We start from the raw sequence: 26,108 nt of genomic DNA on the forward strand, positions 1-26,108 counted from the left end.
GTTCGGGAGGGAACTATGCTCAAAGGGATCAATCCGCTGCTCAATGCCGACGTGCTCCAGGCGTTGCGGGCGATGGGCCATGGCGACGATTTGATCATCGCCGACACCAACTTCCCCTCCGATTCGGTGGCGCGCCAGACGGTGCTCGGTCGGCTGCTGCGCATCGATGCGCCGGCCGCTGACGTGATCAAGGCGGTGCTGTCGCTCTATCCGCTGGACACTTTCGTCGACGATGCCGCCGCCCGCATGGAGATCGTCGGCAAGCCGGACGAGATCCCCGCCGTGCAGCAAGAAGTGCAAAGCGAGATCGATGCTGCGGAGGGCAAGGCCTGGCCGATGATTTCGGTCGAGCGCTACGCCTTCTACGAACGTGCCAAAAAGGCCTATTGCGTCATCCAGACCGGCGAGCGCCGCTTCTATGGCTGTTTTGCCTTCCGCAAGGGCGTCGTTCCGCCGGACGCGGAGTAGCGGGATGCCAGGCAAGCCTGTGGTCATCAAGCCTGTCGTCATATTGGGCGTCTTCGTCGCCGACACCGCCTACCGCGCCGCCCGCCAGCCGCGCATGGGCGAGACGATCCTTGGAACATCCTTCACCCTCGGCCCGGGCGGCAAGGGCTCCAACCAGGCGGTCGCGGCCGGCCGTCTCGGCGCCGACATCACTTTTTTGACGCGCCTTGGCGTCGATCCCTTTGCCGAGATGGCCAGGCAAACCTGGACGCAGGCCGGGGTGAAGAGCGCCGTCATCGACACGCCGGAGAGTTATACGGGTGCGGCCTATATCTTCGTCGAGGAGACGAGCGGCAACAACGCCATCATCGTCAGCCCGGGTGCGGCCATGCTGATTTCGCCCGACGACATCGAGGCCAACGCAGGCCTGATCCGCTCGGCCGGCGTCTTCGTCACCCAGCTCGAGCAGCCGATCGAGGCGGCGATGCGGGCGCTGGAGATCGCGCGCGGGGCAGGGGTGACGACCATCCTCAACCCGGCGCCCGCGGCAAGCCTGCCCGAGCGCATCTACACGCTCTGCGACTATGTCACGCCCAACGAGACCGAGGCCGAGGAACTGACCGGCATCAAGGTGTCGTCCATCGACGACGCCCGCCGCGCCGCCGATCGTTTGCTTGGAAAAGGCGCCGGCGCGATTATCGTGACGCTCGGCGAACAGGGCGCGCTGCTGCACACGGCCAGCCGATCCGACCATGTCGGCGCGATCAATGCCGGCACCGTCGTCGAGACAACCGGCGCAGGTGACGCCTTCAATGGCGGCCTGGCGGCAGCACTTGCGAGAGGCGTGGAACCGCTGCAAGCAGTCCGCTTCGCCTGCGCCGTCGCCGGCATCTCGGTCACCCGGCCGGGCACGGCGCCGTCGATGCCGACGCTGCAAGAGGTCGAGGCGCTGCTTGCCAGGGGCTGAAGCCTCCGGCCCGCTGTCAAACGGATCGCGGTACGACTCTAGTTCCTCTAGACAGGGGTTTGGTTCTTTGACTGACGGTCGCGCTGCCGGCCGGCCTGCAGCTGCCAAACTCCAACCTCTGCGATTTGCCAAATCCCACCACGCCTTCGTCATCCTAGGGCGAAGCAAGGAGCGAAGCGACGCGGCGCAGACCCTAGGATCCATGCCGTTACCTCGGAGCGCTGCTGCGGTGCAGGACCTTCGATCGCCGAGGGACAGCGCCCCCATCTGTCCTGCCGGACATCTCCCCCACGAGGGGGGAGATCGGCAGCTTCGCGGACAGCGTCCTTTTTGCAAGGCTGGTGATTGGCGAAATCAGTGATGAAGGCCGATCTCCCCCCTTGTGGGGGAGATGTCCGGCAGGACAGAGGGGGGCGCGAAGGATCGCTACGGAACGCTCTTATTCTGGGCCGGGACCAACTGCTGCGATCATCCACCAACGCGCCAGGAACCATGTCGGGAGCAGCGGGTTTGGCTTGGACGACATGTTCGGTCTCTCCGAAGGAGAATACGATGACATCAGCAAGCAAAACCACAGCAGTTGCCGCGGCGTTGGCTATGCTGGCCTCGCCGGCGCTATCCCAGACGAGCCCACCTGCGCCCGCCGCACCTGCACAAGGTTCACAGCCATCGCCAGGCGGGCCAACCGAAGAGTCCATGCGCCAAACGATGCGTGAGATGATGACTGAGATGCTGGAGGAGAGAATGCCGGAGCATCGCCGCCCCCGAGCAGAGCGGCGAGGTGGCGACCGTTGGCATCGCGATTTCCGACGGCATGACGGACGCCGAATGGGAGGCGGGATGATGCATGGCGCACGGATGCGAATGATGTTCGCCATAGTCGACGCCGACGGCGATGGTGCGCTTTCTCAAATCGAGGTTCAGGATTTTGTCGAGCGGATCTTCAATGCCGTCGACGAGGACGGCGACGACAGCGTCGACAGGGAGGAAATCCGATCCTTCTTCCACGGAGGTGCCGACGAAACGGGTGAATAAATCCGCAGGTGGAACCGCTGCAGGCGGTCCGCTTCGCCTGCGCGGCATTTCGGTGATTTGACGCGGCCGGGCCGTCGGTGCCGACGCTGCAAGAGGGTTGCTCGCCAAGGGGTGAGCGCGCAGCGCCGGCGCTCCCGACTTAGTTCATTCCGACCACGGTGACATATTAGCCACAGTGAATATGAATCGGCAAACCTGGCTTGCGTCTTTGCCATTGGTGTCCCGTAATGGGTCACAGGGTCTGGCACCGCAATTGCACGGTCAGCAATGCCGGGGGGCAATTTTGACCTGGCAATCGGGGGGTAGTCTGCCCCGTCGCTTCGCAAATGGAGCGGCGGGCTCTTTCACGGCGCTACTCCATCAGAAGCCGGATAGGAACGGCCGTGTTTGCAAAGCTCGCGGAGGCGTTCTAGCCGCGAACGCCGGACAATTCGCGAACCTCCGCCCGCAGCGCCTGTAGCTCCGCCAGGATCATGGCCTGATCGCTGTGCAGCGTCGCCCTGTCGGCCGATTCTACGGCTTCATGCTCGGCCTCCATCGCCGAAACGATCACGCCGATGAACAGATTGAGCACGGTGAACGAGGTCGCGATGATGAACGGGATGAAGAACAGCCAGGCGGCCGGATAGACCTCCATGACCGGGCGCACCACGCCGTCCGACCAGCCTTCGAGCGTCATGACCTGGAAAAGCGTGAACAGCGATTTTGGTATGCCGCCGAACAGTTCGGGAAAGGACGAGCCGTAGAGCTTCGTCGCCATCACCGCGAAGACGTAGAACACCAGCCCGAGCAGCAGCATGATCGAGCCCATGCCGGGCAAGGCGGTGATGAAGCCGGTGACGACACGGCGCAGCGACGGAACGATGCTGATCAGGCGCAGCACCCGCAGGATGCGCAGCGCCCGCAGTACCGAGAGCGACCCGGTCGTGGGGATCAGCGCAAAACCGACGACGAAGAGGTCGAAGATGCGCCATGGATCGCGTAAGAAACGCGTTCTGTAGACGACCAGCCGGATCGCGAGTTCGACCACGAAGACGCCGAGGATCGCGCGGTCGATGGCCGTTAGAAGCGGGCCAAAAGCAGCAATCGCATCGGGCGAGGTTTCGAGGCCGAGCGTGACGGCGTTGATCAGGATCAGGACCATGATCGCGAGGTCGAAGCGGCGCGATTCGATGAGCGATTTCAGGGCATCCAAGGCTTGTTCTCCGTTAGAGCATCGGACCCGAAAATGGGAACCGGGCCTGGGAAAATCCAATGCTCAAACGCATATGGCCAGCTTGTGACGCACCGAGTACAAAAAGTTGATAACTCTCAGGAACCGACGTCGAAACTTTTTGTAATTAAGGAACCTAGTTCCTCTGCACAGAGGACTTGGTTCTTCGACCGAGCCTGAAAGGGATTGTCGACGGTCCAGCAGCGCAATCTCCAACGTCCGCGATTAGCCGCAGGCCACCACACCTTCGTCATCCCAGGGCGGAGCAGGAGCGAAGCGACGCGGCGCAGACCCTGGGATCCATGCCGTTACATCAACCGAAGAATGCTACGGCCCAGAACGGCGCTTGCATCCGCAACGGTGGCAGTTACCCTTTTATCATGACCGGCTATGCCTAAATGACCGCGAGCCAGAAGCGCGGCACGATCTACATCGGTGTCACCAATGATCTTGGCCGCCGCATGCCAGAGCACAAATCTGGCGAAGGCTCGCGCTTCACCAGCCGCTACGGCGTGCAGCGCCTGGTCTGGTACGAAGAACATTTCGACATTCGCGACGCCATCCAGCGCGAGAAGTCGCTGAAGCGCTGGCCGCGCGCCAGTGGAAGATCGAACTGATCGAGAAGGCCAATCCAGAATGATTCGAGCTTTTTCGCGGAACCGGGTGGTAGCGTTCGGTTCCCGGCCGCTGCATTCCTCGGCTGAGGTAACGGCATGGATCCCAGGGTCTGCGCCGCGTCGCTTCGCTCCTTGCTCGTCGGGACCAACATGCAGCGAAGATCTGCAAACCCGCCAGGAACCATGCGGGGGAGCAGCGGGTTTGGCTTGGATGCCTTGGACGAAATTCGGGAAAGGAATTCGGAAATGGCTGGTCTCGTTGGCAAGTTTGCCGGGAAAGCCCCGGCGCCTCGCAAGGGCATGGCTAGTCCCAGACTGAGTGAGAAAGCCTTCAAGGCGAGATACAAGCAGCAATTCGTCGACCCGGCATTCGAACCGCTCGCCCAGTCGATTGAGCAAATCGCTTCGATCGCCTGGCAGGCTTATGCGGATTCCCGCAAGAGCCCGATCACGAGGAAAGCCGGTCCTGCGTTCAGCGACCCCGACTACGATCTGTCCGTCGATTGGATTGCGGCGCACGAAGCCGTGCTGCAGGCGCAGCGTCGGTACGAGGATCTAACGGTGCCGCCGCGTCTGTTGATCATCAACGGGTCGTCGCGCAGCGAGCACACCTGTCCCGGCGAGATGTCGAAGAGTTTCCGGCTCGCCGAAATCGCCCGTGAGACCATCGACAAGGAAACGAAACTTGCAGTCGAAATTCTCGATCTGTCGCGGCTTGCTTCCGAATACGGGAGGAACATCCATCCGTGCAAGGCGTGCTTTTCGACGGCCGCTCCGCTCTGCCATTGGCCCTGTTCCTGCTATCCCAACCATTCGCTTGGGCAAGTTCAGGACTGGATGAACGAAATCTACCCGATGTGGGTCGCCGCCCATGGCGTCATGATCATCTCGCCGGTGAATTGGTATCAGGTTTCCTCGCCTGTCAAACTGATGATGGACAGGCTTGTCTGCGCTGACGGTGGCAATCCAGACCCCTCGCTGACACAAGGCAAGGATGCGGCAAAGGCAAAGCAGGTCGAACTGGCCGGGTGGGACTATCCGCGTCATCTGGCAGGCAGGCTGTTTTCTGTGATCGTGCACGGCGATGTCGAAGGTGCGGAGAATGTGCGGCATTCCATCGCCGACTGGCTGCGCTTCATGAAGTTGTCGCCGGCCGGCCCCAGCGCCGAGCTCGATCGCTACATCGGTTACTGGAAGCCGTACGCTACAAGCCATGATGAACTCGATGCCGACGAGACAATCCAGGAAGAAGTTCGCAACGCCGCCCGCTCGCTCGCCGAAGCCGTCGTCGAACGTCGGGCGGGCCGTTTCCGTCAGATCGGCATCGGCCTGGAAGACCCGCGGCAAAAATAGGCGATCCCGATCACCGAAGCCCGGAGTCCCCGAATTCTGCACGGAAGCCAGTCCGAGCTTGGTCGGCGAACGTGCCGAGCATCGGCTCACGGAGCGTTGAGAAAATGCTCTTATGAAAGCCGCGAGCGCCGCGCCGAGCTGGATCTGCAGATCAGCCTGCTCAACGAGCATGAGACCACGCGGCTGGTCGAAACCGCCCTGACGGAGCGTTTGAAAGTTCCGACGCCGGCAGATGACGAACTGCCCCGATAGCTCAGAACGTCGATCCGCAAGCGGTGATGAGCCAGATCGAACAGGTTTCTGAAAATCAGACCAAACGCTAGATTTATCGGGTGCCAGGGTCGACCCGAATATCTGAATTGCCGGTCCGGCATTCAGAGTTTTTTTCATTTCCAATCAGCTAAGTGATTGAAAATGGCGCGAGTGACGGGGCTCGAACCCGCGACCTCCGGCGTGACAGGCCGGCACTCTAACCAACTGAGCTACACCCGCGCAAGACGAGCACGGTCAGCCGTGTTCGTCGTTGGGGCGGTGGATAAGGCGTAAGCCACCGGGTGTCAAGCGGAGCGCGACAGCATAACAGCAAACAGCAGAAGGTTTTTTGACAAGCCGGATTTTGCCGCCGAAAACGACCAGCGGCGAGGCCGTTGCGCGCTCATTTGGCCTTGCGAACCCCGTCCTAACTGCTTAAAGGTCCGCCCCGGAGCGGGCGATTAGCTCAGTTGGTAGAGCGCTTCGTTTACACCGAAGATGTCGGCGGTTCGAGCCCGTCATCGCCCACCAAATTTCTTAAGGAAATTCACATAGGTACCAGCTTCCAGTTCCCGGTGACCTCGGCAACCGCCACCGATATAAGCCTTGAAATGGTGGCGATGGTCCAGCGTACTTGACTGGCAACCCGCTAGCCGTGATCTTGCATCCGGGACGCTACAGGTAACTGGGCATGGGCTGGCGGGCAGACAGGGCATACGGAGAAGCTGAAAAAGAGGCCTACCACAAGTGGCAGGCCTCCCTGACGCGTACGGAATACCTCCTGGCAATGGGCGGCGCGCTGGCGACATTTCGTTAAGAGCCGGACAGACCGTCCTCATACTGTTCCGTCGCGGTGAAACTCAAAGGTCCCCTTCCATCGGGATATCCGCCCGACAGAGGACTTTGGAGGCATCCACGCGGTCGGCGGTAATGAAGCGGACGTTGTAGGTCTTCCCTTTCCCCCTTCTCGATCTCAAGCCAGCACTGGGCTTGCGGGCACTCCATGCTGTACTCGCCGACATAGGGGTCGCGGCCGGCGGCGTGGATGGTCGCAAGGCCTGCCGACATGGAAAAGAGAACGGCAGCCGCCGAGAGTTTCCAGCGGCGCATGTCAGTAAACCTTTGCCGTATTGTCGAAGGCTAGACAGCCCGATGCGCCAATCCGAATTCTAGGAATAACGCTGGCTTGCGCGCTCACATTGTTGAGTGCTATCGAAGCCAGATGCTTAATCGGATTTGGATTTTCGGACGTGGCCGGACGACAGTATTGCGCAAGCACGTTAATCGGTGCCTGAAGGACTTTTGCTCACCGCTGGGGGCAAAAACGGTTCTCAATGTCGGCGCGAAGCCAAACCACAGAGACAAGGAAGGCCGAGCTTACGAAGACTATTTCCCCGGCGCGGATTTCAGAACCTTGGACTTGGCCCCGCATGATGACCCCCGCCATATCCACGGGGACTTAATGAATCTTCCGGCAGATGCCGGAACCTACGATTTGGTAATCGCGAACTCGGTCATCGAACACATCGACAGGCCGTGGGTTGCCGCTCCAAACATAACCGGCCTCGTTCGGCCGGGCGGCCACCTTTTCATCGCTATGCCCTGGTTCTACCCTGTTCATGAAGGCCCGTATTTTGGCGACCATTGGCGGGCCACCCCTTCCGGGATGCGCTTTCTTTTTGAGGACATGAAAGAGATCAGGCACGACTTTTCGCCATCCAGTATCCTAGCGGTTTGGGACCGTAAGAAATATTGGAATGAGACGAACAGCACATCTGCCGGCTTTTGTATGCTGATGAGGCGGGAATAGCTTGTCTAGGAGACCTACAGTCAGTCTCTTCGCCAAAATTCGACGCGGGTATAAATTTCAATCTCGGAATAGCCTGCCGCCGCACCCAAACCGTCCGTTCCTCAGGTGCTGGTGGCAACGGTGTTCCACCCTATAAGCTTTTCGAGCCACGACGGGACACGCACCTATGCTTGTAACGGTAATGCCAGCGCCATTGCTGGCGTAGCCCGCAGTCCCGACTGCCGTCACGGCCCCGTCTGTAACGTTGTAAAGCCGGCTCTTATGCTGGTCTGCAAGGGCGGGAGCATTGTTTACACCGAAGATGTCGGCGGTTCGAGCCCGTCATCGCCCACCATGTTTTCTCAAGGGTTTGAGGTTTTCCGGTTCAGCAGCCGCCACGAAACCCGTATCGAACAGAGGCTTTGCGGACCGAATCGGCCCGTTCGCGTTCAGTGATGTACCGCGCTCCAGGTCGCCCGGTTCAACGCGAGATGGTATGCTCGTCATATTATCGGCAAGGGAGGTTCGGCATGCCTGTAACGGTTGGTGCGCACCATCTGACGCTGTTCACACACGACATGGACCGTTTCATTCGCTTTTATGAAGAAATCTTCGACGCGGAAACGAAGTTCGATCTGTCCGAACCCGGTCCCGGTGGCGGCACTCTTCGTCACTCACTTATCGACTTTGGAGGTGGCTTTGCCCTTCATCCGTTCCAAATGCCGGAACCAACGGGGTATGAAGATGGGTCGATGCAGATGGGCAAGAGAGGTCACATAGATCATCTTGCGCTGAAGGTACACGATGAAGAGGGCTTGCAGGAAGTCAGGCGACGTCTGGTGAAGGCCGGCGCTTCGGATGGGACCATTACAGATTTCGGCGCTGTCCGTCTTGTGACCTTCAAGGACCCGGATGGAATGGAGGGCGAGGTCGCGCGGTGGACCGATAGCAAACGCGTGCTCGGCTTTGAAGAACGCAAGCGGGAGCTTTGGCCAGACTGATCGCGAAGGCCGCATTGGGCTGCCTCACACCTGTTCTCCAGTCATCGGCCTTTACTGTGCTATCAGCTACCTCCGATGAGGACTGGAGTCGCTGCGCGAGTCGGTCAGGCGGGGCAACGCTATCGCGCCGCCGTTGCTCGAACAAAAATTGCGTTTAGCGTTGAAATATACTTCTCTATCCGGGAAGAGATAATAGAACAAAAAAGTACCTTGTCTTTTAATTGTTGTTAACCATGTGTTGGCCGAAATTATCCGGTTAACGCTTGAGCCAGCTATCAAGGCTATGTTCCATACCTCACCGATATATGAGTCATAGCAATGTGCGGATTCGGGGGCTATTTCGGTTCGATCCGGGATGCGGAAGCTTTGCTTGCGCGGATGACAGCTGCGATCGCCCATCGTGGGCCGGATGAGCAAGGGAAATTTATGACAGCCGACGCTGGGCTAGGCCATGCGCGGCTGTCGGTGATCGGCATCGGTGATGGCCAGCAGCCGATGTCCGACGTCTCAGGCAATTTGACGATTGCGTTCAACGGCGAGATTTTCAACTACCTGGAACTGCGCGAAGGGCTGATCGCCAAGGGCCGGCGCTTTCGCACGTCGAGCGACACCGAGGTCATCCTGCACCTGTATGACGAGATGGGCGAAGACTGCCTGTCGCTTCTGAACGGCGATTTCGCCTTCGCGATATGGGATAACAGGCGCCGACGCATGGTGCTTGCCCGAGACCGGATGGGTGTCCGGCCGCTGTTCTACACGAACAGGGACGGCGTGCTGTACTTCGCGTCGGAGATCAAGGCGCTCCTGAAGGTTCCTGGCGTCTCGGCCGAGATCGATCCGATCGCACTCGACCAGGTCTTTACGCTGTGGGCGCCGATTGCTCCCCGCACGGCTTTCCGCAATATCCACGAGCTGGAGCCGGCAAGCGTGATGATCGCGACACCGGGGCAAGTCACGATCAAGCGCTATTGGCACCTCGACTATCCGCATCGGGACGCGCCGTCGAAGCTCACCAACGAGGACGATGCGGCCGAGGAACTGCAGGCGCTGTTGAGCGATGCGGTGAGGCTTCGCATGCGCGCCGACGTGCCGGTCGGTTCGTATCTTTCGGGCGGGCTCGATTCATCCCTGGTTTCGGCGCTTGCCGCCGGCATGACTCCTCTCCAGCTGCAGACATTTTCGGTGACGTTCGACAGCGCCGAGCACGACGAAAGCGCCTTCCAGACCGAGATGGCTTCAGCCCTTGGCGCCCGGCATCGAACCGTTGCCTGCCAGGCCGGCGATATCGCCGGCGTCTTCCCCGAAGTCATCCGCTTTGCCGAGCGGCCGATCATCCGCACCGCCCCAGCCCCGCTCTACCAGTTGTCCGGCCTCGTTCGCGAGGCTGGCCTGAAAGTGGTGCTGACCGGCGAGGGCGCCGACGAGGTTTTTGCCGGCTACGATATTTTTAGGGAAGCGCGTGTGCGTCGGTTCTGCGCACGGCAGCCGGCATCGCGCATCAGGCCACAGCTGTTCCGCAAACTTTATCCCTATCTGCCGGGTCTGCAGCAGCAGTCCGTAGAGTATTTGGCGGCGTTCTTCGGCGCCGGCAACGCTGCGCTCGACGATCCGCTGTTCTCGCATCGGCCGCGCTTCAAGACCACGGCGGCGGCGAAGATTTTCTTTTCCGCTGACCTGCGCGCGACGTTGAAGGGCTATGATGCGGCCGAGGAACTGGTCAGCCGGTTGCCCCAGGCTTTTTCGCTATGGCACCCGCTGCATCAGGCGCAATATCTCGAAAGCCGCTTCCTGCTGCCGGGCTATATCCTGTCCAGCCAAGGCGATCGGATGGCCATGGCGCATGGGATCGAAGGACGGTTTCCCTATCTCGACCATCGCCTGGTGGAGTTTGCCGCAAGACTTCCGCCTGACATGAAGCTGAAGGGGCTGGTCGAAAAGCACATATTGCGCAAAGCGGCGGGGCATCTGCTTCCCAGCGCGATCGGGGAGCGTGCCAAGCAGCCCTACCGGGCGCCGGAAGCCCGCTCCTTCGTTGGAGCCGGCGAACTGGACTATGTGCGTGATTGCTTAAGTGAAGCGAACATCGCTGCCGGCGGACTGTTCAACGCCAAGGCGGTGGTCAGCCTTCATGAGAAATGCCGCACGCAGCCAGCGTCGGGATTCCGCGACAACGCTGCCTTCGTCGGCATCCTGTCGACGCAGCTGTGGCAGAAGAATTTCACCGGCCAAGAAGCCAGTGCAGCAAGAGCAGCTTGAGGAATCCAGGGAAGGGAAAAAATGATGATAACAATCAAGGACAAGGTCAGAGCCTTTATCGTCGACAATTTCTTGTTCGGCGACACGTCTTACGAACTTGCAGATACAGCCTCGCTGATCGAGAACGACATCATCGACTCGACCGCCGTGGTCGAACTCGTGGCGTTCATCGAGGATACCTTCGGCATTGCGATGGTCGATTCCGACATCGTGCCGGCTAATCTGGATTCGATTGACCGTATTTCGTCCTTCATCAAGGCGAAAGCGCCGGCAGTCTAGGCGCGATCGGCGAGGAGCGTCCGTGCGGATCGAACATTTTCTGGCCGCGAATGCCGCTGCCCAACCTGCCAAGACGGCATTGATCACCGGGCATAAAAGGCTGAGCTACGAAGAATTTTACGATCTCTCGAGCCGCCTTGCCGCTGCGCTTTTCGCGAACGGCGTCAGGCGCAACGACCGGGTCGTCGTTTTCATGGACAATTGCTGGGAGATCGCGGTTTCGATTTTCGCCGTGCTCAAGGCAGGGGCGACCTTCATCCCGGTCAACCCATCGACCAAGGCCGAAAAGCTTGCCTACATCCTTGCCGATTGCGACGCTGCTGCGATCCTCACCCAGGCAAAACTGATGCCCGTGGTCACTGAAGCCTGCGGCGGCAACACCGGCATCTTCGTGGCTTCGACCGTCGGTGCCGATGGTCAATGCCCGGTGGGGGCCACATCCCTGGCCGACTGCCTGACGCTTGAAGCCGGAGAGATCGACCACCGCGGCATCGACGTCGATCTGGCGATGTTGATCTACACGTCGGGCTCGACCGGCCGGCCCAAGGGCGTGATGATAACGCACCGCAATTGCGACGCGGCCTCGGACTCCATCACCACCTATCTGCGCAACACGTCCGACGACATCATTTTGAATGTGCTTCCGCTCGCCTTCGACTATGGCCTTTATCAGTTGCTGATGGCCGTCAGGCTCGGCGCCACGCTCGTGCTCGAAAAGTCCTTCGCCTTTCCTCAGGCGATCTTTGAGCGTATCCGCGAGGAGGGCGTCACCGGTCTTCCGCTGGTGCCGACGATGGCAGCGATGATCCTGCAGATGCGTGACCTGGAGCCGGGCTTCCTGCCCAGCGTTCGCTATATTTCCAACACGGCGGCGGCCTTGCCGCCGGCCCATATTGAACGCCTGCGCTGCCTTTTCCCCGGTGTCAGGCTGTATTCGATGTATGGCCAGACCGAATGCAAGCGCTGCACCTATCTGCCGCCCGAGGAACTCGACCGCCGGCCGGGATCAGTCGGCATAGCCATTCCGAACACCGAAGTGTTTGTCGTCGACGACAACGGGCAACGCGTGCCACCAGGTGTGGCGGGTGAGCTGGTCATTCGCGGACCGCACGTCATGCAGGGTTATTGGCGCAACGAAGCTGCGACCGAACGAGCGCTGCGACCGGGCCCGAACCGTTGGGAGAAGGTTCTCTACACCGGTGACCTGTTCAGGACCGATGAGGACGGCTTTCTCTATTTCGTCGGCCGCAAGGACGACATCATAAAGACGCGGGGAGAGAAGGTGGCGCCGAAGGAAGTGGAAGCCGTGCTTCACGGCCATCCGGGCATCGCCGAGGCCGTTGTCGTCGGTGTGCCGGATCCGCTGCTCGGGCATGCGATCGGCGCGCTCGTCATACGCTCGGACCCGAAGCTCAGCGAAAAGGATGTCATGCGCCACTGCGCCCGTCATCTCGAGGATTTCATGGTGCCCAAAATCATAGAGTTCCGCCTGGAATTGCCGAAGACGGATACGGGCAAGGTCAGCCGCCGGCTTGCGTCGGAGATGATGGAGGCCGCGCAATGAGCGTTCGCCCCGGCGATGACGCGCCGACCATTCTGGCGCAGGCCCTGGCGATCGACCCCGGCGCCGAAACGGACAGGATCGTGACCGCCTTGCGCCAGCAGTTGCGCGGCATTCGCAAGCGCGGCCTCGTGCTCGGTCTTTCCGGCGGGATCGATTCCAGCGTTTCGGTGGCGTTGGCGGCGCGAGCCGTCGGGCCTCAGAATGTACTGTGCCTGTTCATGCCGGAAAACGATTCCGATCCGGAAAGTCTGCGGCTCGGCCGGCTTGTCGCCGGCACTTTCGGTCTCGATTCTATTGTGGAGGATATCGGGCCGATCCTGCGCGCCATGGGCTGCTATCAGCGTCGCGACGCCTTCATCCGCGAATTGGTCCCGGACTACGGCGAAGGCTGGGCCTCGAAGATCGTGATTGCGAACGCCCTCGAGCATGACGGCTACAATATTTCGTCGCTGGTGGTGCAGGACTCCGGGGGCAAGCAGACCAAACTGAGAATGCCGCTGCCGGTCTATCTCGGCATCGTCGCTGCCACCAACATGAAGCAGCGCACCCGCAAGCAGATCGAATATTTTCATGCCGACCGCCTGAACTTCGCCGTTCTCGGAACGCCCAACCGGCTGGAATACGATCAGGGCTTCTTCGTCAAGAACGGTGACGGCGCGGCGGACGTCAAGCCGATCGCGCACCTCTATAAAACGCAGGTCTATGCGCTCGCGGCCTATCTCGGCGTGCCCGAGGAAATCCGCAATCGGCCGCCGACCACCGATACCTACTCGCTGGCGCAGACGCAGGAGGAGTTCTACTTCTCGCTTTCCTATGACCGCATGGATCTTTGCCTTTGCGGCCTCAACAACGGCGTGGCGGCCGAAGTGGTGGGGCAGGCGGCAGGACTGGACGCCTCGCAGGTGGAACGCGTCTGGGCCGACATCGCCGCCAAACGCAAGGCAACGCGCTACCTGCACCTGCGCCCGCAACTCGTTGATGAGGTCGAGGAAGTCAGTGCCTGAGCTGGCTCTCGATCCAGGTCACGCGAAGCGCGTCAGGTGAAGTGACCCAGCCGGCTCCACTGCTCGCCCGCAAGCCCGTTCAGGAAAGCTTGCGAGTTCTTCATGGCATCCAGAAGCTCTGGATCGCGTGAATGCACCACGGTCGAGGCAACGGTCAGGAAAGCGATGCGTCGCCCAAGCATTGCTTCCAGAAGTGCGGGTTGAATGCGTCCGCGCAGGCCGCTGACGCCGCGTACGGCGGCATCATCGATCAGGCAGTCGATGACGGAACCCGCCTGGCCGGGGAGGGCGAGGATCTGCAGCACGCGGCCGATTTCACCCGCCCGCGCGTGATAGGCGAATGCGCCGACACTGGTGCCGACCGGCGATGCCACGGAAACGTAGACAAGCTCGCCCAGATCCGGCCTTTGTGCCGCATCGGTCAGGATGTGAGCAAGCTGGCCTTCCGCCCACGCCGGGCGCAGGGCGAACTGGGCGGTCAACGGTTCGACGAGCCTGGCAAATGCGTCGCTGTCGATTTGGGATGTCCGAAAAGCCCCATGACCTGCCCCGTCCGCCGCCACACCGGACCAGCGTCGTTCGCTGGACTTCATTCGCCTGCAATAAAACCGGTCGATTGCATGCGCAAACGGATTGAGCATTCGGACAGATTTCATGCGACTGGCGGAAAGGCTGAGCACAAAGCTCGACGGCCGCATCACGCGCACCCAGTCGAGGCTGTATTGCGGCAGGACAACGCCGCGCAACCGGGTCCACAATTTTGTGGAAATATCGTTGGCGGTCTCGCTGAACGAGATATCCTGCGGGCCATCCAGATAAGCCTTCAACAAGCGGGCGCCGGCCATCGGGTCGCGCTCATGATCCTCGACCATGAGCGAGCTGCAGATGGCGGCGCGTAATTGCCGGCCGTTGAACTGCATCGGCAACACGTGAACGCCGACGAACCCGGAGACGTCGCCGGCGTTGTTGACATGGACAAGCGAGCGGAGATCGCCTCCGCAACCGGGCGCCTCCAGATAAAACCGTCTCATATAGTCGATGAGCGCGGCCGGCGCTTCGGTCCGCTCCTTGCGCAGCACGCGTTGAAACATGCCTGCGACTGCCGGAAGATCGGCACTTTCCAGGGCGCGAATGACGCTCAAGCCCGGCTCCCGGCACCGGAGTCCCCGCGTTTCCAGACCATGGCAAGGCCCGGCTCCCCATTGGCCATCGCCGCGAACGGCAACTGCCCGCAGCTATGCAATCTACAATTGCACTCGCTCCGGTGGTGGTCGAAAGGAGAGCTGTAACGCTGCGGCAAGGCAGACCCTTTGCTTGATCATGAAAACGAGCGTCGTTGCTGTTACCAGCTTCGGGTAAACCGATGTTGAAGTATTGGGCGGCGAATCGAGTTTATCGGGCGCGGATCATGGCGGAAGCAGGCGGAAGTCCTTGCCTTCGGGCAGCAGCTGCCCGCCATCGACGATGATGGTGGTGCCGGTGATGTAGCTGGCGTCGTCCGAGGCCAGGAACAGGAAGGCATTGGCCACGTCGCTCGGGCTGCCGAGGCGGCCGAGCGGGATGGAGTCCTCCATGTTCTTGATATAGGCGGCGCCGCGATGCAGCTGGATGGCTTCGGTGAGGATGTTGCCGGGCTCGACGCCGTTGACGGTGATGCCATAGCCCGAGAATTCGAGAGCGGCCGAACGGATCAGGCCGTTGATGCCGGCCTTGGTCGCCGAATAGTGGCCGTGACCCGGGCTGGTGACGTGCGGACCGGTGATGGAGGAGGTGAACAGCATGCGGCCAGAGTGCTGCGCCTTCATCGGAACGAGCGCGGCACGGGCGGCATTGAAGCTGCCGCGCAAATTGACCGCCATGACACGGTCCCAGTCCTCCGGGCTGGTGTTTTCCAGCAACTGCCAGGGATAGACGCCGGCATTCTGGACCATGATGTCGAGACGGCCGTGATGGTCGAGCGCCAGTGCTACGGCGGCATCGGCCTCGGCCATCTGCGAGATGTCGGTGCGGATGAAGGCAGCGCCGACTTCGTCCGCGGCCGCTTGCCCGGCCTCGACCTCGGTATCCGCCAGCACCAGCTTGGCGCCTTCTTCGGCAAAGCGCTGTGCGATGCCCTTGCCGATCCCGCGGGCGCCGCCGACGATCAGCGCGACCTTGTCCGAAAGTCTTCCGATCCCTGGACGCCCGGTCATGCCAGCCCCCTCTCATGCCAGTCTTTGGCGGATGGTTTGCTTGAACGCGTCGAGCAGCACGGCGGCAAGCACCAGCAGGCCGTGGATCACCTGGGTGAAGTTGGCCGGGAGGCCCATGAGGTTGATTGCGGTGTTGATGGCCGACAGCAACAGCACGCCGGCATAGACGCCGGGCAGGGTGCCGACGCCGCCCTTCAGGCTGACACCGCCGATGACGACGGCGGCGAAGGCGTTGAACAGCAGGCCGACGCCGAGGTTGGCGGTGGCGCCGGAGGTGCGGATTGCCAGCACCCAGCCGGCAAGGCCGGCGATGGCGCCGGCGAGAACGAAGGCGATGACGAGGTTGCGGTTGACGCGGATGCCGGCGCGGAAGGTTGCGGTCTCGTTGCCGCCGATCATGATCAGGTGCCTGCCGAAGGGGGTCTTGGCCATGATCAGCGAGAAGACCACGAAACACGCAATCGCGATCCAGGCGGTGAGCGGCAGGCCAAGCAGGCGCTGAATGCCGAACCAGCGGATTGCCGGCGCAAGGTCTTGTGCCGAGCGGCCGCCGGAAATGACCAGCACGAGGCCGCGCACCCAGATGTAGGACGCCAGCGTGATGATGAAGGCGCTCATCTTCACCTTGACGACCAGGTAGCCGTTGATGGCGCCGATGATGCTGCCGACAGCAAGGGCGATCAGCAGCGAAACCGGGACCATCAGCCATTCCGGGTGCAATTGAACGCCAAGGCCGATACCTGCCGAGCAGAACAGGATGCCGACCGCCATGGCACTGAGCGCCGCCACGGATTCGACCGACAGGTCCATGTGACCGGTGATGATGACCAGCGCCAGGCCGATCGACATGACGCCAAGCACGCTCGACGCCTCGATGATGTTGGCGAAGATGCCGAGCTGGAAATAGTTCGGAATGGAGATGGAGAAGACCACCAGCACGACGACCAGCATGAACCAGACGAGGTTGTCGAGGACGAATTCGAGGGCGTGGCGCGTGCGGGGTGACATGTGCTGATCCGGCTGGCGCATCGATTCTCGGAAAGGATCACGCGCGGATTGGAAAAATTGCTGCAGCTTGCTCTGCGCGTCCGTTCGAACGCCCAGGGCTCCGGGCCAGCGCGGCCCGAAGCCTTGGGCGACTTTGCTATTCGACCGGCTTCACGGTGCCCGAGGGCGGCTTCATGTTGCCCCAGAAGGCCGGGTTGTCGACGTTTTCCTTGGTGATCGCAGCGCCGGGGATCTTGATGTTCGGTCCCCAGGCTTCAATCGTCACGGCCGACTTCAGGCCGAGCACATCGTACTCGCCCGGCTTGATCTCCTGCTTGTTGACGACCTTGTCCATGAACATGGCGACGGCGGCGGCCTGAGCGTAGAGCGGCTGCTCGACTTCGACGTTGAGCCAGCCCTTGCGGATCAGGTCGAGGCCGACCGGCGCACCGTTCGAGCTCATCAGCATGACGTCGCCCGGCTTCTTGCCGGCGGCCTCGAGCGAGGCGACGGCAGCGACCGAGAGATGGGCGGCGTGGCTGAAGATCAGGTCGATATCAGGGTTGGCGAGCATCTGGTCGTTGACGATGGTTCCGGCTGCATCCGCCGCCCATTGCATGGCAGGCACCGAGATGATCTTGACGTCTGGGAACGCCTTCATCTTCTCCTCGAAACCCTTCTGGATATCGAGCGTGTAGGGGTCGCCAGGATCGCCGAGCACCTGGAGGATCTTGCCTTTCACCGATCCGTGCTTCGCCTTCAAGAGTTTTTCGGCCTGGTCGGCGGCAATCTGGCCGATCTCGACCGTTCCCGCCACCGAGGTGAAATCGGATGGCGTCGAGGTGATCTGGCGATCGAACTCGACAACCGGGATGCCGGCGGCGCGGGCGGCCTCGATAGACGGCTTCAACGCATTGAAATCGACGGCGGCGAGAATGATCGCCGACGGCTTGAGCGCAATCACGTCGTTCATCTGCGATTGCTGAGCGTCGGTCTTGTTGTCGGCGTTCAGCGTCTTCATCTCGTAGCCGACCTGCTTCAGGAACATCTCCAGAGCGCTCACCGAGCCGGTCTGGAATTCATCGAGCAATGTCGGCACCAGGTAGTAGACGGTGCCCTTGGACTGGGCGAATGCCGGCGTGAGCGTGGCAAAGGCCAGTGCCAGGATACCGAAGACGGAAAGAAGTATTTTCTTCATGTCGTTCGCTCCTCTTGCGCCGGACCCCTCATTTTGTCCCTCAGCCTGCCGGTCCGGCACCGGCGAGCGTCTCTCCGGTGATCATGTCGATCACCGCGTCGGGACTTGTCTTGTTGCGCGCGACATCGCCGGCCACGACGCCTTGCCGGATCACCACGATCCGGTCGGCGACCTGGAAGGCCTGCTGCATGATATGGGTGATGATGACGACGCCGATGCCTTGCCTCGCCACCTGGCGGATCATGTCGAGGCCGCGCCGCGTCTGCTCGACACCGAGTGCTGCGAACGGCTCGTCGAGAAGCACGAGCTTGCCGCCAAAATGCACGAATCGATTGAGTTCGATGGCCTGCCGCTGGCCGCCCGAGAGATGCTCGACATTGGTTCTGAGCGAAGGGATGCGGGTGCCGGCGCTGGCCAAGGCCTTTTCGACCACCTGCTCCATGGCCGGTTCGTCGAGCACGGGAACGCCAAGGAATTTCCTGGTGATCTCGCGGCCCATGAAGAAATTGGCCACCACGTCGACATTGGTGCAAAGCGAGAGGTCCTGGTAGACGGTCTCGATCCCAGCCGCCTTGGCCTCGGCGGGAGATTTGGCGAGGAATTCCTTGCCCTCGAACAGCATGCGGCCGGAGGTCGGCTCCAGGCCGCCGGCGATGATCTTGACCAGCGTCGATTTGCCGGCGCCATTGTCGCCCAGAAGCGCCACCACCTCACCCTTGCCGATCGAGAAGCTGATGCCCTTGAGCGCTTCGATCGCGCCAAAATTCTTGGTGACATTGTCGAGCACCAGCAGGAGTTGGCTCATGCCAGGCTGAGCTCCGCTCATGCCGGGCTGAGCTCCGCTCATGCCGGGCTGAGCTCCGCTCATGCCGGGCTGAGCTCCGCTCATGCCGCGATCCCCTTGCCTTGCAGTATATCTCGCCCGCGTTCGCGCTCGGCGGTGAATATCTGGCCGAAGCGCGGCGAAAGCACGCCTGAGACGGCAAGTGCGGCGGCCCCGCGCAGCACCGCATGCTGGCCGCCGCGTGCGACGGTGACACGCGGCGCCGTGCGGTCGCTTCGCGCCGAGATCGAGTTGGCAAGCCTGGCAACCGAACCGGCCAGCCGCTCAAGCAGATCGGTGGACGCCAGTCCGCCGAGGATGATGGTTTCGGGATCGAACAGGTTTTCGACGATGGTGATGGCGTTGCGGAAGATCGGCCCGACTTCGTCAACCCAATTGGCGTCGCTGATGTTCCGGCGCTGCAGCGCCTCGAGCGAGAGGTATCTTTCGAGACAGCCGCGATTGCCGCAGGGGCACGGCTCGCCACCCGGCACGACAGGGATGTGTCCGATTTCGCCGGCATTTCCCCAGGCGCCGCGTAGCGCGCTTCCGTCATGGACCATGACGCCGCCAAGACCGACACCGAAATAAAGATAGTAGTATTCGGAATACCCGATCCCGAGGCCATAGAGGCGCTCGCCCATTGCCGCGGCCGCCATGTCGGTCTCGAAAAACGCGGGCAGCCCGGTCGAGGCCTCCAGCCGTTCCCGAAGCGCCACGTCCTTCCAGCCGGTCATCGTCGTCGGGCCGACAAAGCTCATCGACTCCACGCCGAAAGGGCCGGGCAGCGCCATGCCGATGCCGAAAACGCGACCGCCCGGCCGCAGTCCGGTCAATTCAAGCACCATCGCGCCGATCAGATCGAAGGCATGGTCGGGCGTCGCGTTGGGGGCCTCGCGGTAGGCGCTCTCGATCACGTCCCCGCTCAAATTGATCAGCGCGGCATTGATACCCAGCGGAGTGACGTGGATGCCGACGGCATAGCCGCCCTCCGGGTTGATCCGCAGGGTCGCCGGAGGCAGCCCGCGCCCCCGCGGCTCTTCGCGCATCGACAGGACGTAGCCGTGTTCTTCCAGCTCGCGAACGATGGTCGAGACCGTTTGAACGGTGAGCCCGACCCGCTTGGCAATGTCGCCGCGGGCGATCGGACCGTGAAGGCGGATGGATTCGAGGACGATGCGCCTGTTGTAAGGCCGCCCAAACTCCTGATTGGTCCCCCGCAGTCCCATGTCTTGCATCCCTGGGAGACAAGAGGTTCGCACCAAATATTTATTCAGTCAAATGGAATTCAAAAAGAAATGACTGGTGTGAAGTGCGGGCAACGCGCCGATGGCCGGCAGGCCAGAGGGGGTGGGGAAGGATCGCCGACTTTCGAGTTAGTCCGCCTGAATGCCAAGCCAATTCAAGAATGCGGCTGCTATTGGTTGACAGGCTGGCGGGACAGCACCCCCCTCTGTCCTGCCGGACATCTCCCCCTCAAGGGGGGAGATTGGCCCTCATTGCCGCTTTCCGCCAACCACCAACTGTTGCAGGAATAGCCGCAACGCCTGAATTGCCAATCTCCCCCCTTGAGGGGGAGATGTCCGGCAGGACAGAGGGGGGTGCTGTCCCGCCAGCATCAAACGTCCTGCACCGACGTGAAGCTCGCAGCCGGCAGGCCGGAGACTAAAGATACCGCGCGACCTTCTTGCCGACCCTCAGGAAGCGCAGCGGGTCGATGGCCTCGCCATGGTGGCGGATTTCGTAATGCAGATGCGGGCCGGTCGAGCGGCCGCTGCTGCCGGTCTTGCCGATGACGTCGCCGGCGTTGAGCCGCTTGCCGACGGTCACGTCGATTTTGCTGAGATGCCCATAGCGCGTCGCAAAGCCATTGCCATGGTCGACCTCGACCATGCGGCCGTAGCCGCCGTTCCAGCCGGCCTTGACGACAACGCCGGGCGCCGTGATCTTGGCAGGCATCCCGGTCGGCGCCCTGAAATCCATCCCCGAATGCAGCGCGGCGGTGCCGAGCAGCGGATCGGTGCGCACGCCGAACGGGCTGGTGACCGAGCGACCGGGCGCGGGATTGGCGAGCGGCAGCCGTCGCGCCTCCGTCTTCAGCCGGTCGAGCGCGTCCAGCGCCTCGTCGAGTTCCCTTACCTTGCTGTCGAACGTCATCGAACTGTCGAGTGGTATCAGCGGACCGCCGGCATCGCTCTTGCCGAAATCGCCGTCGACCGGCAGGCCAGCCGCCTCGAGCGCCTGAGAAATCGCATCGGCGTTTTTGTAGGCATTGTCGGCAAGCGTGGCGATGCGGGTGAGCTGCTGGCTCTCTATGGCCTTGAGCGCGGCATTGATCGACACGAACAGCCTGTCGGCACGATCGGCCGCCGTGTCGCTCGGCAGCGGATCGGAGCGGGTCGACCATAGCGAGAACGGCCTGGTGTCGCCAGCGCCAAGGTTGGCGCCGAGGCTGGCAACCGCATAGGCCGGCGGCTGGGCGTCGGTCACCTCGGCGCGTTTACCCGACTTTGCGGACACAGCAGTGCCTGCGGCAGGCGGCGTTCCGACGTCGCTCTCGGCGCGTTCGAGGAGCGGGCCGAGGCGGCCATGGCGCAGGCTGAGCTGGGTCTGTCGTTCCAGCAACTCGCCAACTTTGGTTTCCATGAGCTGCTGGTCGAGCAGCTGACGGCTGGTGATCCGGTCGACCTGGGCGCGCAATGCGGAGATGCGGTCCTCATAGGCCTGCTGCATGCGCGCCTGCCGTGCCGTGGTCGCGCCGATCAGGTCGTCGCGCAGCACGAGATAGGAGGTCGCCAGCAGATAGCCTATCGCCATCGCCGCCAGCGCCGAGCCGCAAAATGCGGCAAGCCATGGCCGTATGGTGAAATGCCTGATCTCGTTGCCCCGGGCGATAATGACCGTGTGGGGCTCATTGCGCCTGCCAAAGACCGTTGACTGACTGGCTACGTTCACAGGACCAAGCTTTCGTTACGACACCAACGACAAGCCCGATTACACATCATTAAGGTTAACGGTCGGTTGCTGGCGCCCAGCTTGTAGCCCATGGGTTGCAAGCCGGATTGCTTCGGCGCCCCGTGCTTCAGACGGGTTCAGGCCACAGCCGAAATTGATGTCAAAGCGCGCGCACGGCCTCCAGCACCGCCTCGGCATGGCCTTTGACGCGAACGTTTCGCCAGATCCGGGCGATCCGTCCGTCGCTGCCGATCAGGAACGTTGCGCGCTCGACGCCGATATAGCGGCGGCCATAGAGCTGCTTCTCGACCCACAGATGATAGGCTTCGATCACCTTGCGCTCCTCGTCGGCGACGAGGTCGACGGTCAGATCGTATTTCGACTTGAATTTGTCGTGTTTTCGGACGCTGTCCGGCGAAACGCCGATCACGACAGCGCCGAGCTTTTCGAATTCCGGCTTCAACTGCGAAAAGCCGATCGCCTCGTTGGTGCAGCCGGTGGTGTCGTCCTGCGGATAGAAGTAAAGCACGACCGGCTTTCCCCGCAATGACGCGAGGCTGAGCGATCCGCCGCCGTCGCGGGGAAGGTCGAACTGCGGCGCAACGTCGCCGACGTCGAGATCAGCCATATCGGTGCCCTTGTTTGTGGTTACGCGCGAGGCCTCATCGATATATTGTCGCACCGGGAGTCGTCCACGGTCGAGTTCGTTCAACGGAAAATTGTGTGGATCAGGAGCAGCCGCAGCACGAGAAGATCAGATTCAGGCGTGATGAAATCACCGACCTGGGGGCCTTCCCGTCCGCGTGCCGCATACCGCCGCTCGGCCAGGTCCGCGGCGTTGGTATTCTTGCGCGGCTGTTTGCCGGCTTTTTGGCCCTTGTGCTGCTGGCCACCGCCGCTGTCTATGCGATCGGGATGTCCGGCTTCGGCGCCGAGCGGCTGCGGGCCGAAGCGGAAACGGCCATCGAGAAATTGGCCGGCGTCGACCTCGACGTTGCGGTCGGGCCGACCCGTCTCACGCTCGACGGATCGAGCTTCATTGCGCTGCAGGTCAGCGACGTCAGCCTCAAGACCGCCGACGGCAAACCGATGGCCGATGCCGGGCGTGTCCGCTTCGGCGTAAGGCTGATACCGCTGCTTTCGGGCGAGGTGCGGCTTACCAGCGCCAGGATTTCCGACGCGCGCATCGTGATGTCGGCGCTGCCGTCGGGCGGCGACTGGACGGCGGCGCTGCGCAATGACGACGGCCTCATCGATCCGGACAGGCTGGCCGGCACGGTCTTTGCCAGCATCGGTCACGCGCTCGATGCGGTGCGCGAGGATTCGATGCGCCGGATCGAGCTGCGCAATGTCGACCTCGTTCCGCCCGAGGCCGGGTTGGTCAAACTGATCAGGATCGCGGATGCTACCGTTGCGCAGTCGGGGCCGGGCGGCATGGAGTTTTCATCCGACGCGGCTGTCGACGGCAGGGCACTCACCATCGCCGCCTCAGCCAGCCGTGATACGACGACGCGGCGCGTGACGGCGTTGGATGCCAGCGTCGAGATAGCGCAGCTTGACCACGCTGCGGCAGCGCCGGGCGGGACGCTTGGCGCGATTGCCTTGAAGCTGGCGGGATCGGAAGGATCCGGCGAGAACGCGTCGCGGCTGACGGCCTCGCTGTCGTTCACCGGTGCCGTGCTCGATCTTGGCACGCGTGGCTCGCTTCCAGCCGACATCGATCTCGCAGCGACGCTTGTCGCCGGCGCCAACAAGGTCCAGGTGGACCGGCTGCAAGTGAGGACCGGTCGCTCGACATTCGAGTTCGCCGGTTCGATCGGGCCGAAGCCGGCGACTGGAACAGCGGGCGAGGAGCCGTCCTATCGCTACGACCTGACCAGCGACGGCTCGACGCTGGCGCCTTCGGAATCCTCCGAACCTGCGCTCGATTTCATCGCCCGGGTGGCCGGCATCTACCAGACCCGCAGCCGCAAGCTCGTGGCCGAGCAGATCGGGATCAGATCCGGGTCCGCCAGCGAGGCGCTGGGCACGGCTTCGGTCGAGTTCGCCAGGGGAAAGGTGCCGGGCATATCTGTAGCCTTCAACGTCCACGACATGCCGGTCTCGCATGTCAAGCAGTTGTGGCCCTGGTTTGCGGCGCGAAACGCTCGCCTGTGGGTGCTGAAAAACCTGTTCGGCGGCCGTGTCGTCGACGCGAGCCTGCAGTTCCAGGTCGCGCCCGGGCGCCTTGGCAACGGTATCCCGCTTTCCTCAGATGAGGTATTCGGCCGTTTCCAGGTCGAAGGATCGCGCTTCGATACAGCCGGTCACATCCCGCCGATACGCGATGCCGTCGGCGTCGTCGAATTCCACGCCAATGACGTCGACATCGCCTTGTCCTCGGGCAACGTCTATATGGCCAGCGGCCGCACGGTCGCGGCAAGCAACGGCACGATGACGGTCAAGGCGGCGAACCGCCCGCCGGTGATCGGCGCGCTCGATATCGATGTTGCCGGGGAGGCGTCCGCGATCGCCGAGCTCGCCTCCTACGAACCGATCAACGGCATGCGCCGTGTCGGCCTGCTGCCGGAAGACCTGTCCGGCACGGTGACCGGCCACGTCAAGGCGGATATTCCGCTGCAGCGCGGCGTCGACAGCTCGAAACTCGATTGGCTGGTGACGCTCGATTACAAAGACCTGTCGCTGGGCAAGCCGTTCGAAGACCAGACGGTGACGGACGCGGACGGTTCGATCACGGTCGAACCCGAGAAGGCTGTGATATCAGCCAAGGCGCTGCTCAACGGCATTCCAGCCGAACTCGACCTGATTGAGCCGCTCAGGGATGGCGGACCGCCACGCAGCCGAAAAGTGGCGCTGACGCTCGACGACAAGATACGCGCCGCCGCCATGCCTGGCCTGTCGGAGTTGCTTTCCGGAACCGTCAAGGTTGAGATCGACAAGAGCGGCACGGGCAACCAGACTGTCTCGGCGGACCTGACCAATGCCAGGCTGGACATTCCCTGGGCAGGCTGGAGCAAGGGCCCCGGCATTCCAGCCAATGTCACATTTGCCATGGCCAAATCCGGCGACACCACGACGCTGTCCGACTTCGACCTGAATGGAAAGACTTTTTCGATCGATGGCGGCGTGGTGCTGGTCAACGGCGCCCTGTCATCGGCGCGGTTCAGCAACGTCAAGTTGAACCGGGGAGACAACGTTGCCGTTTCGGTGAAACGATCGGGCAAAGGCTACGCGATCGACATCAGCGGCAGCGCGCTGGACGCGCGCTCGCTGATCAAGCAATTCACGTCGGATGTCGACACCGCCACCAAGGCCACGGGTTCCGACGCGATTTCGGTCAGCGCCGACGTCAATTCGCTGACCGGCTTCCACAACGAGACGCTGTCGAACCTGAAGCTCGACTACAGCGCCGCCGGCTCAAGGGTGAATGGGCTCAAGGTGAGCGCCACGGCAAGTTCGGGTGCTGCCATCAGCATCAGCAATACGACCGGCGCCGGCAAGCGCGCCCTCAACGTGCGGTCGGCCGACGCCGGCGCCATCCTGCGGTTCCTCAACATCTATGAGCATATGGAGGGCGGCTCGATCACCCTGGCGCTCGCCGGGGCAAGCGATGGGCCGATGAAGGGCCAGGTCGACTCGCATGATTTCTTCGTGGTCAACGAGCCGAAACTCGCCTCGCTCGTATCGACGACGCCGGCCGGTGACAGCCGCAGCCTCAATGAAGCCGTCAAAGCCAATATCGACACGTCGAGAGTGAAGTTCGAGCGCGGCTTTTCCGAGATCGAAAAGGGCGCCGGCTATCTGAAGCTGGCTAATGGCGTGCTGCGCGGCCCGCGCATCGGCACCACCTTCCAGGGCACGCTCTATGACCGGAACAACAACATGGACATGACCGGCACCTTCATGCCGGTCTACGGCATCAACCGCATCTTTGGCGAACTGCCGCTGTTCGGCGCGCTGCTCGGCAATGGCCGCGATCGCGGCCTGATCGGCGTGACCTATCGGCTCAGGGGCAATGCCAACAAGCCCAAACTGGACGTCAATCCGCTGTCGGTGATCGCGCCCGGAATTTTCAGGTCGATCTTCGAGTACCGGTAAGGGCAAAACCCAATCACTTCGGGCGACCGAATCTTGACCCTGGTGTTGGGGGGTCTTTTTGCCTGTCCCCGATTGGAT

The 26,108-nt window shown here is 62.1% G+C and carries 21 protein-coding genes, 2 tRNA genes and 1 pseudogene; 14 read left to right on the top strand and 10 right to left on the bottom strand.

Features of this window, described 5'->3' with window-relative positions; translation table 11 throughout:
- The first annotated feature begins 15 nt into the window (after window positions 1-15).
- The 3 genes from AC0L2B_RS21975 (at window position 16) to AC0L2B_RS21985 (ending at window position 2,449) form a co-directional block, all read left to right on the top strand.
- Window positions 16-468, top strand: a complete 453-nt coding sequence (locus AC0L2B_RS21975) for an RbsD/FucU family protein (RefSeq protein ID WP_473746793.1) — start codon at window positions 16-18, stop codon at window positions 466-468.
- A gap of 4 nt (window positions 469-472) precedes the next feature.
- Window positions 473-1,414, top strand: a complete 942-nt coding sequence (rbsK, locus tag AC0L2B_RS21980) for a ribokinase (RefSeq protein WP_473746794.1) — start codon at window positions 473-475, stop codon at window positions 1,412-1,414.
- Between the two features lie 552 nt (window positions 1,415-1,966).
- Window positions 1,967-2,449 (top strand): EF-hand domain-containing protein, encoded by a 483-nt coding sequence (locus AC0L2B_RS21985; protein ID WP_473746795.1) that lies wholly within the window; start codon window positions 1,967-1,969, stop codon window positions 2,447-2,449.
- A gap of 409 nt (window positions 2,450-2,858) precedes the next feature.
- Here the strand turns inward: AC0L2B_RS21985 and AC0L2B_RS21990 are convergent, their stop codons facing one another.
- Window positions 2,859-3,644: an ion transporter gene (locus AC0L2B_RS21990; RefSeq protein ID WP_473746796.1), complete on the bottom strand. Its 786-nt coding sequence runs from the start codon at window positions 3,642-3,644 to the stop codon at window positions 2,859-2,861.
- 416 nt (window positions 3,645-4,060) lie between these two features.
- On the opposite strand from AC0L2B_RS21990, the pseudogene AC0L2B_RS21995 reads away from it, so the two are divergent.
- The 3 genes and pseudogenes from AC0L2B_RS21995 to AC0L2B_RS22005 all read left to right on the top strand — a co-directional run bounded on the left by AC0L2B_RS21995 (window position 4,061) and on the right by AC0L2B_RS22005 (window position 5,884).
- Window positions 4,061-4,302: pseudogene (locus tag AC0L2B_RS21995) on the top strand (GIY-YIG nuclease family protein).
- A 223-nt stretch (window positions 4,303-4,525) separates the two neighbouring features.
- Complete coding sequence (locus AC0L2B_RS22000) at window positions 4,526-5,632, top strand: flavodoxin family protein (RefSeq protein WP_287075822.1); 1,107 nt, start codon at window positions 4,526-4,528, stop codon at window positions 5,630-5,632.
- 96 nt (window positions 5,633-5,728) lie between these two features.
- Window positions 5,729-5,884 (top strand): hypothetical protein, encoded by a 156-nt coding sequence (locus tag AC0L2B_RS22005; RefSeq protein ID WP_473746797.1) that lies wholly within the window; start codon window positions 5,729-5,731, stop codon window positions 5,882-5,884.
- 163 nt (window positions 5,885-6,047) lie between these two features.
- Here the strand turns inward: AC0L2B_RS22005 and AC0L2B_RS22010 are convergent.
- A tRNA-Asp gene (locus AC0L2B_RS22010) sits at window positions 6,048-6,124 on the bottom strand.
- A 215-nt stretch (window positions 6,125-6,339) separates the two neighbouring features.
- On the opposite strand from AC0L2B_RS22010, the gene AC0L2B_RS22015 reads away from it, so the two are divergent.
- The 7 genes from AC0L2B_RS22015 (at window position 6,340) to nadE (ending at window position 13,777) form a co-directional block, all read left to right on the top strand.
- Window positions 6,340-6,415, top strand: a tRNA-Val gene (locus tag AC0L2B_RS22015).
- Between the two features lie 655 nt (window positions 6,416-7,070).
- Window positions 7,071-7,694 carry a class I SAM-dependent methyltransferase gene (locus tag AC0L2B_RS22020; protein ID WP_473746799.1) on the top strand — a complete coding sequence of 208 codons (624 nt, stop codon included), beginning with the start codon at window positions 7,071-7,073 and terminating at the stop codon, window positions 7,692-7,694.
- Window positions 7,695-8,203: 509 nt separating this feature from the next.
- Window positions 8,204-8,674, top strand: a complete 471-nt coding sequence (locus AC0L2B_RS22025) for a VOC family protein (RefSeq protein ID WP_473746800.1) — start codon at window positions 8,204-8,206, stop codon at window positions 8,672-8,674.
- 318 nt (window positions 8,675-8,992) lie between these two features.
- The gene (asnB, locus tag AC0L2B_RS22030; RefSeq protein WP_473746801.1) at window positions 8,993-10,930 is read left to right on the top strand and encodes an asparagine synthase (glutamine-hydrolyzing); all 1,938 of its coding nucleotides are present in this window, start codon (window positions 8,993-8,995) and stop codon (window positions 10,928-10,930) included.
- A gap of 21 nt (window positions 10,931-10,951) precedes the next feature.
- A complete protein-coding gene (locus tag AC0L2B_RS22035) occupies window positions 10,952-11,209 on the top strand; it encodes an acyl carrier protein (RefSeq protein WP_091591461.1) in 258 nt (85 codons plus the stop codon).
- A 22-nt stretch (window positions 11,210-11,231) separates the two neighbouring features.
- On the top strand, window positions 11,232-12,773 hold the full coding sequence (locus tag AC0L2B_RS22040; protein ID WP_473746802.1) for a class I adenylate-forming enzyme family protein: 1,542 nt from the start codon (window positions 11,232-11,234) through the stop codon (window positions 12,771-12,773).
- Window positions 12,770-13,777 (top strand): NAD(+) synthase, encoded by a 1,008-nt coding sequence (nadE, locus tag AC0L2B_RS22045; protein ID WP_473746803.1) that lies wholly within the window; start codon window positions 12,770-12,772, stop codon window positions 13,775-13,777. Before AC0L2B_RS22040 ends, nadE begins: the two co-directional genes overlap by 4 nt.
- Before the next feature lie 32 nt (window positions 13,778-13,809).
- Here nadE and AC0L2B_RS22050 read toward each other — a convergent pair whose 3' ends face one another.
- From AC0L2B_RS22050 to AC0L2B_RS22085, 8 genes are all read right to left on the bottom strand, one after another.
- Window positions 13,810-14,919 (bottom strand): hypothetical protein, encoded by a 1,110-nt coding sequence (locus AC0L2B_RS22050; protein ID WP_473746804.1) that lies wholly within the window; start codon window positions 14,917-14,919, stop codon window positions 13,810-13,812.
- 264 nt (window positions 14,920-15,183) lie between these two features.
- Window positions 15,184-15,969: an SDR family NAD(P)-dependent oxidoreductase gene (locus AC0L2B_RS22055; RefSeq protein ID WP_473746805.1), complete on the bottom strand. Its 786-nt coding sequence runs from the start codon at window positions 15,967-15,969 to the stop codon at window positions 15,184-15,186.
- Window positions 15,970-15,981: 12 nt separating this feature from the next.
- Window positions 15,982-16,977 (bottom strand): ABC transporter permease, encoded by a 996-nt coding sequence (locus AC0L2B_RS22060; protein ID WP_473746806.1) that lies wholly within the window; start codon window positions 16,975-16,977, stop codon window positions 15,982-15,984.
- Window positions 16,978-17,113: 136 nt separating this feature from the next.
- Window positions 17,114-18,154: a sugar ABC transporter substrate-binding protein gene (locus AC0L2B_RS22065; protein WP_023798316.1), complete on the bottom strand. Its 1,041-nt coding sequence runs from the start codon at window positions 18,152-18,154 to the stop codon at window positions 17,114-17,116.
- Window positions 18,155-18,194: 40 nt separating this feature from the next.
- A complete protein-coding gene (locus AC0L2B_RS22070) occupies window positions 18,195-18,959 on the bottom strand; it encodes an ATP-binding cassette domain-containing protein (RefSeq protein WP_473516294.1) in 765 nt (254 codons plus the stop codon).
- A gap of 80 nt (window positions 18,960-19,039) precedes the next feature.
- Window positions 19,040-20,206 carry an ROK family transcriptional regulator gene (locus AC0L2B_RS22075; RefSeq protein ID WP_473746808.1) on the bottom strand — a complete coding sequence of 389 codons (1,167 nt, stop codon included), beginning with the start codon at window positions 20,204-20,206 and terminating at the stop codon, window positions 19,040-19,042.
- A 436-nt stretch (window positions 20,207-20,642) separates the two neighbouring features.
- Window positions 20,643-21,932 carry a M23 family metallopeptidase gene (locus tag AC0L2B_RS22080; protein ID WP_473746809.1) on the bottom strand — a complete coding sequence of 430 codons (1,290 nt, stop codon included), beginning with the start codon at window positions 21,930-21,932 and terminating at the stop codon, window positions 20,643-20,645.
- 160 nt (window positions 21,933-22,092) lie between these two features.
- On the bottom strand, window positions 22,093-22,560 hold the full coding sequence (locus AC0L2B_RS22085; protein WP_473746810.1) for a peroxiredoxin: 468 nt from the start codon (window positions 22,558-22,560) through the stop codon (window positions 22,093-22,095).
- Between the two features lie 95 nt (window positions 22,561-22,655).
- Here AC0L2B_RS22085 and AC0L2B_RS22090 point away from each other — a divergent pair, with 95 nt between their 5' ends.
- Window positions 22,656-26,030 carry a hypothetical protein gene (locus AC0L2B_RS22090; RefSeq protein ID WP_473746811.1) on the top strand — a complete coding sequence of 1,125 codons (3,375 nt, stop codon included), beginning with the start codon at window positions 22,656-22,658 and terminating at the stop codon, window positions 26,028-26,030.
- The last annotated feature ends 78 nt before the right edge of the window (window positions 26,031-26,108 follow it).

The sequence above is a fragment of the Mesorhizobium sp. WSM4815 genome, assembly GCF_055811575.1.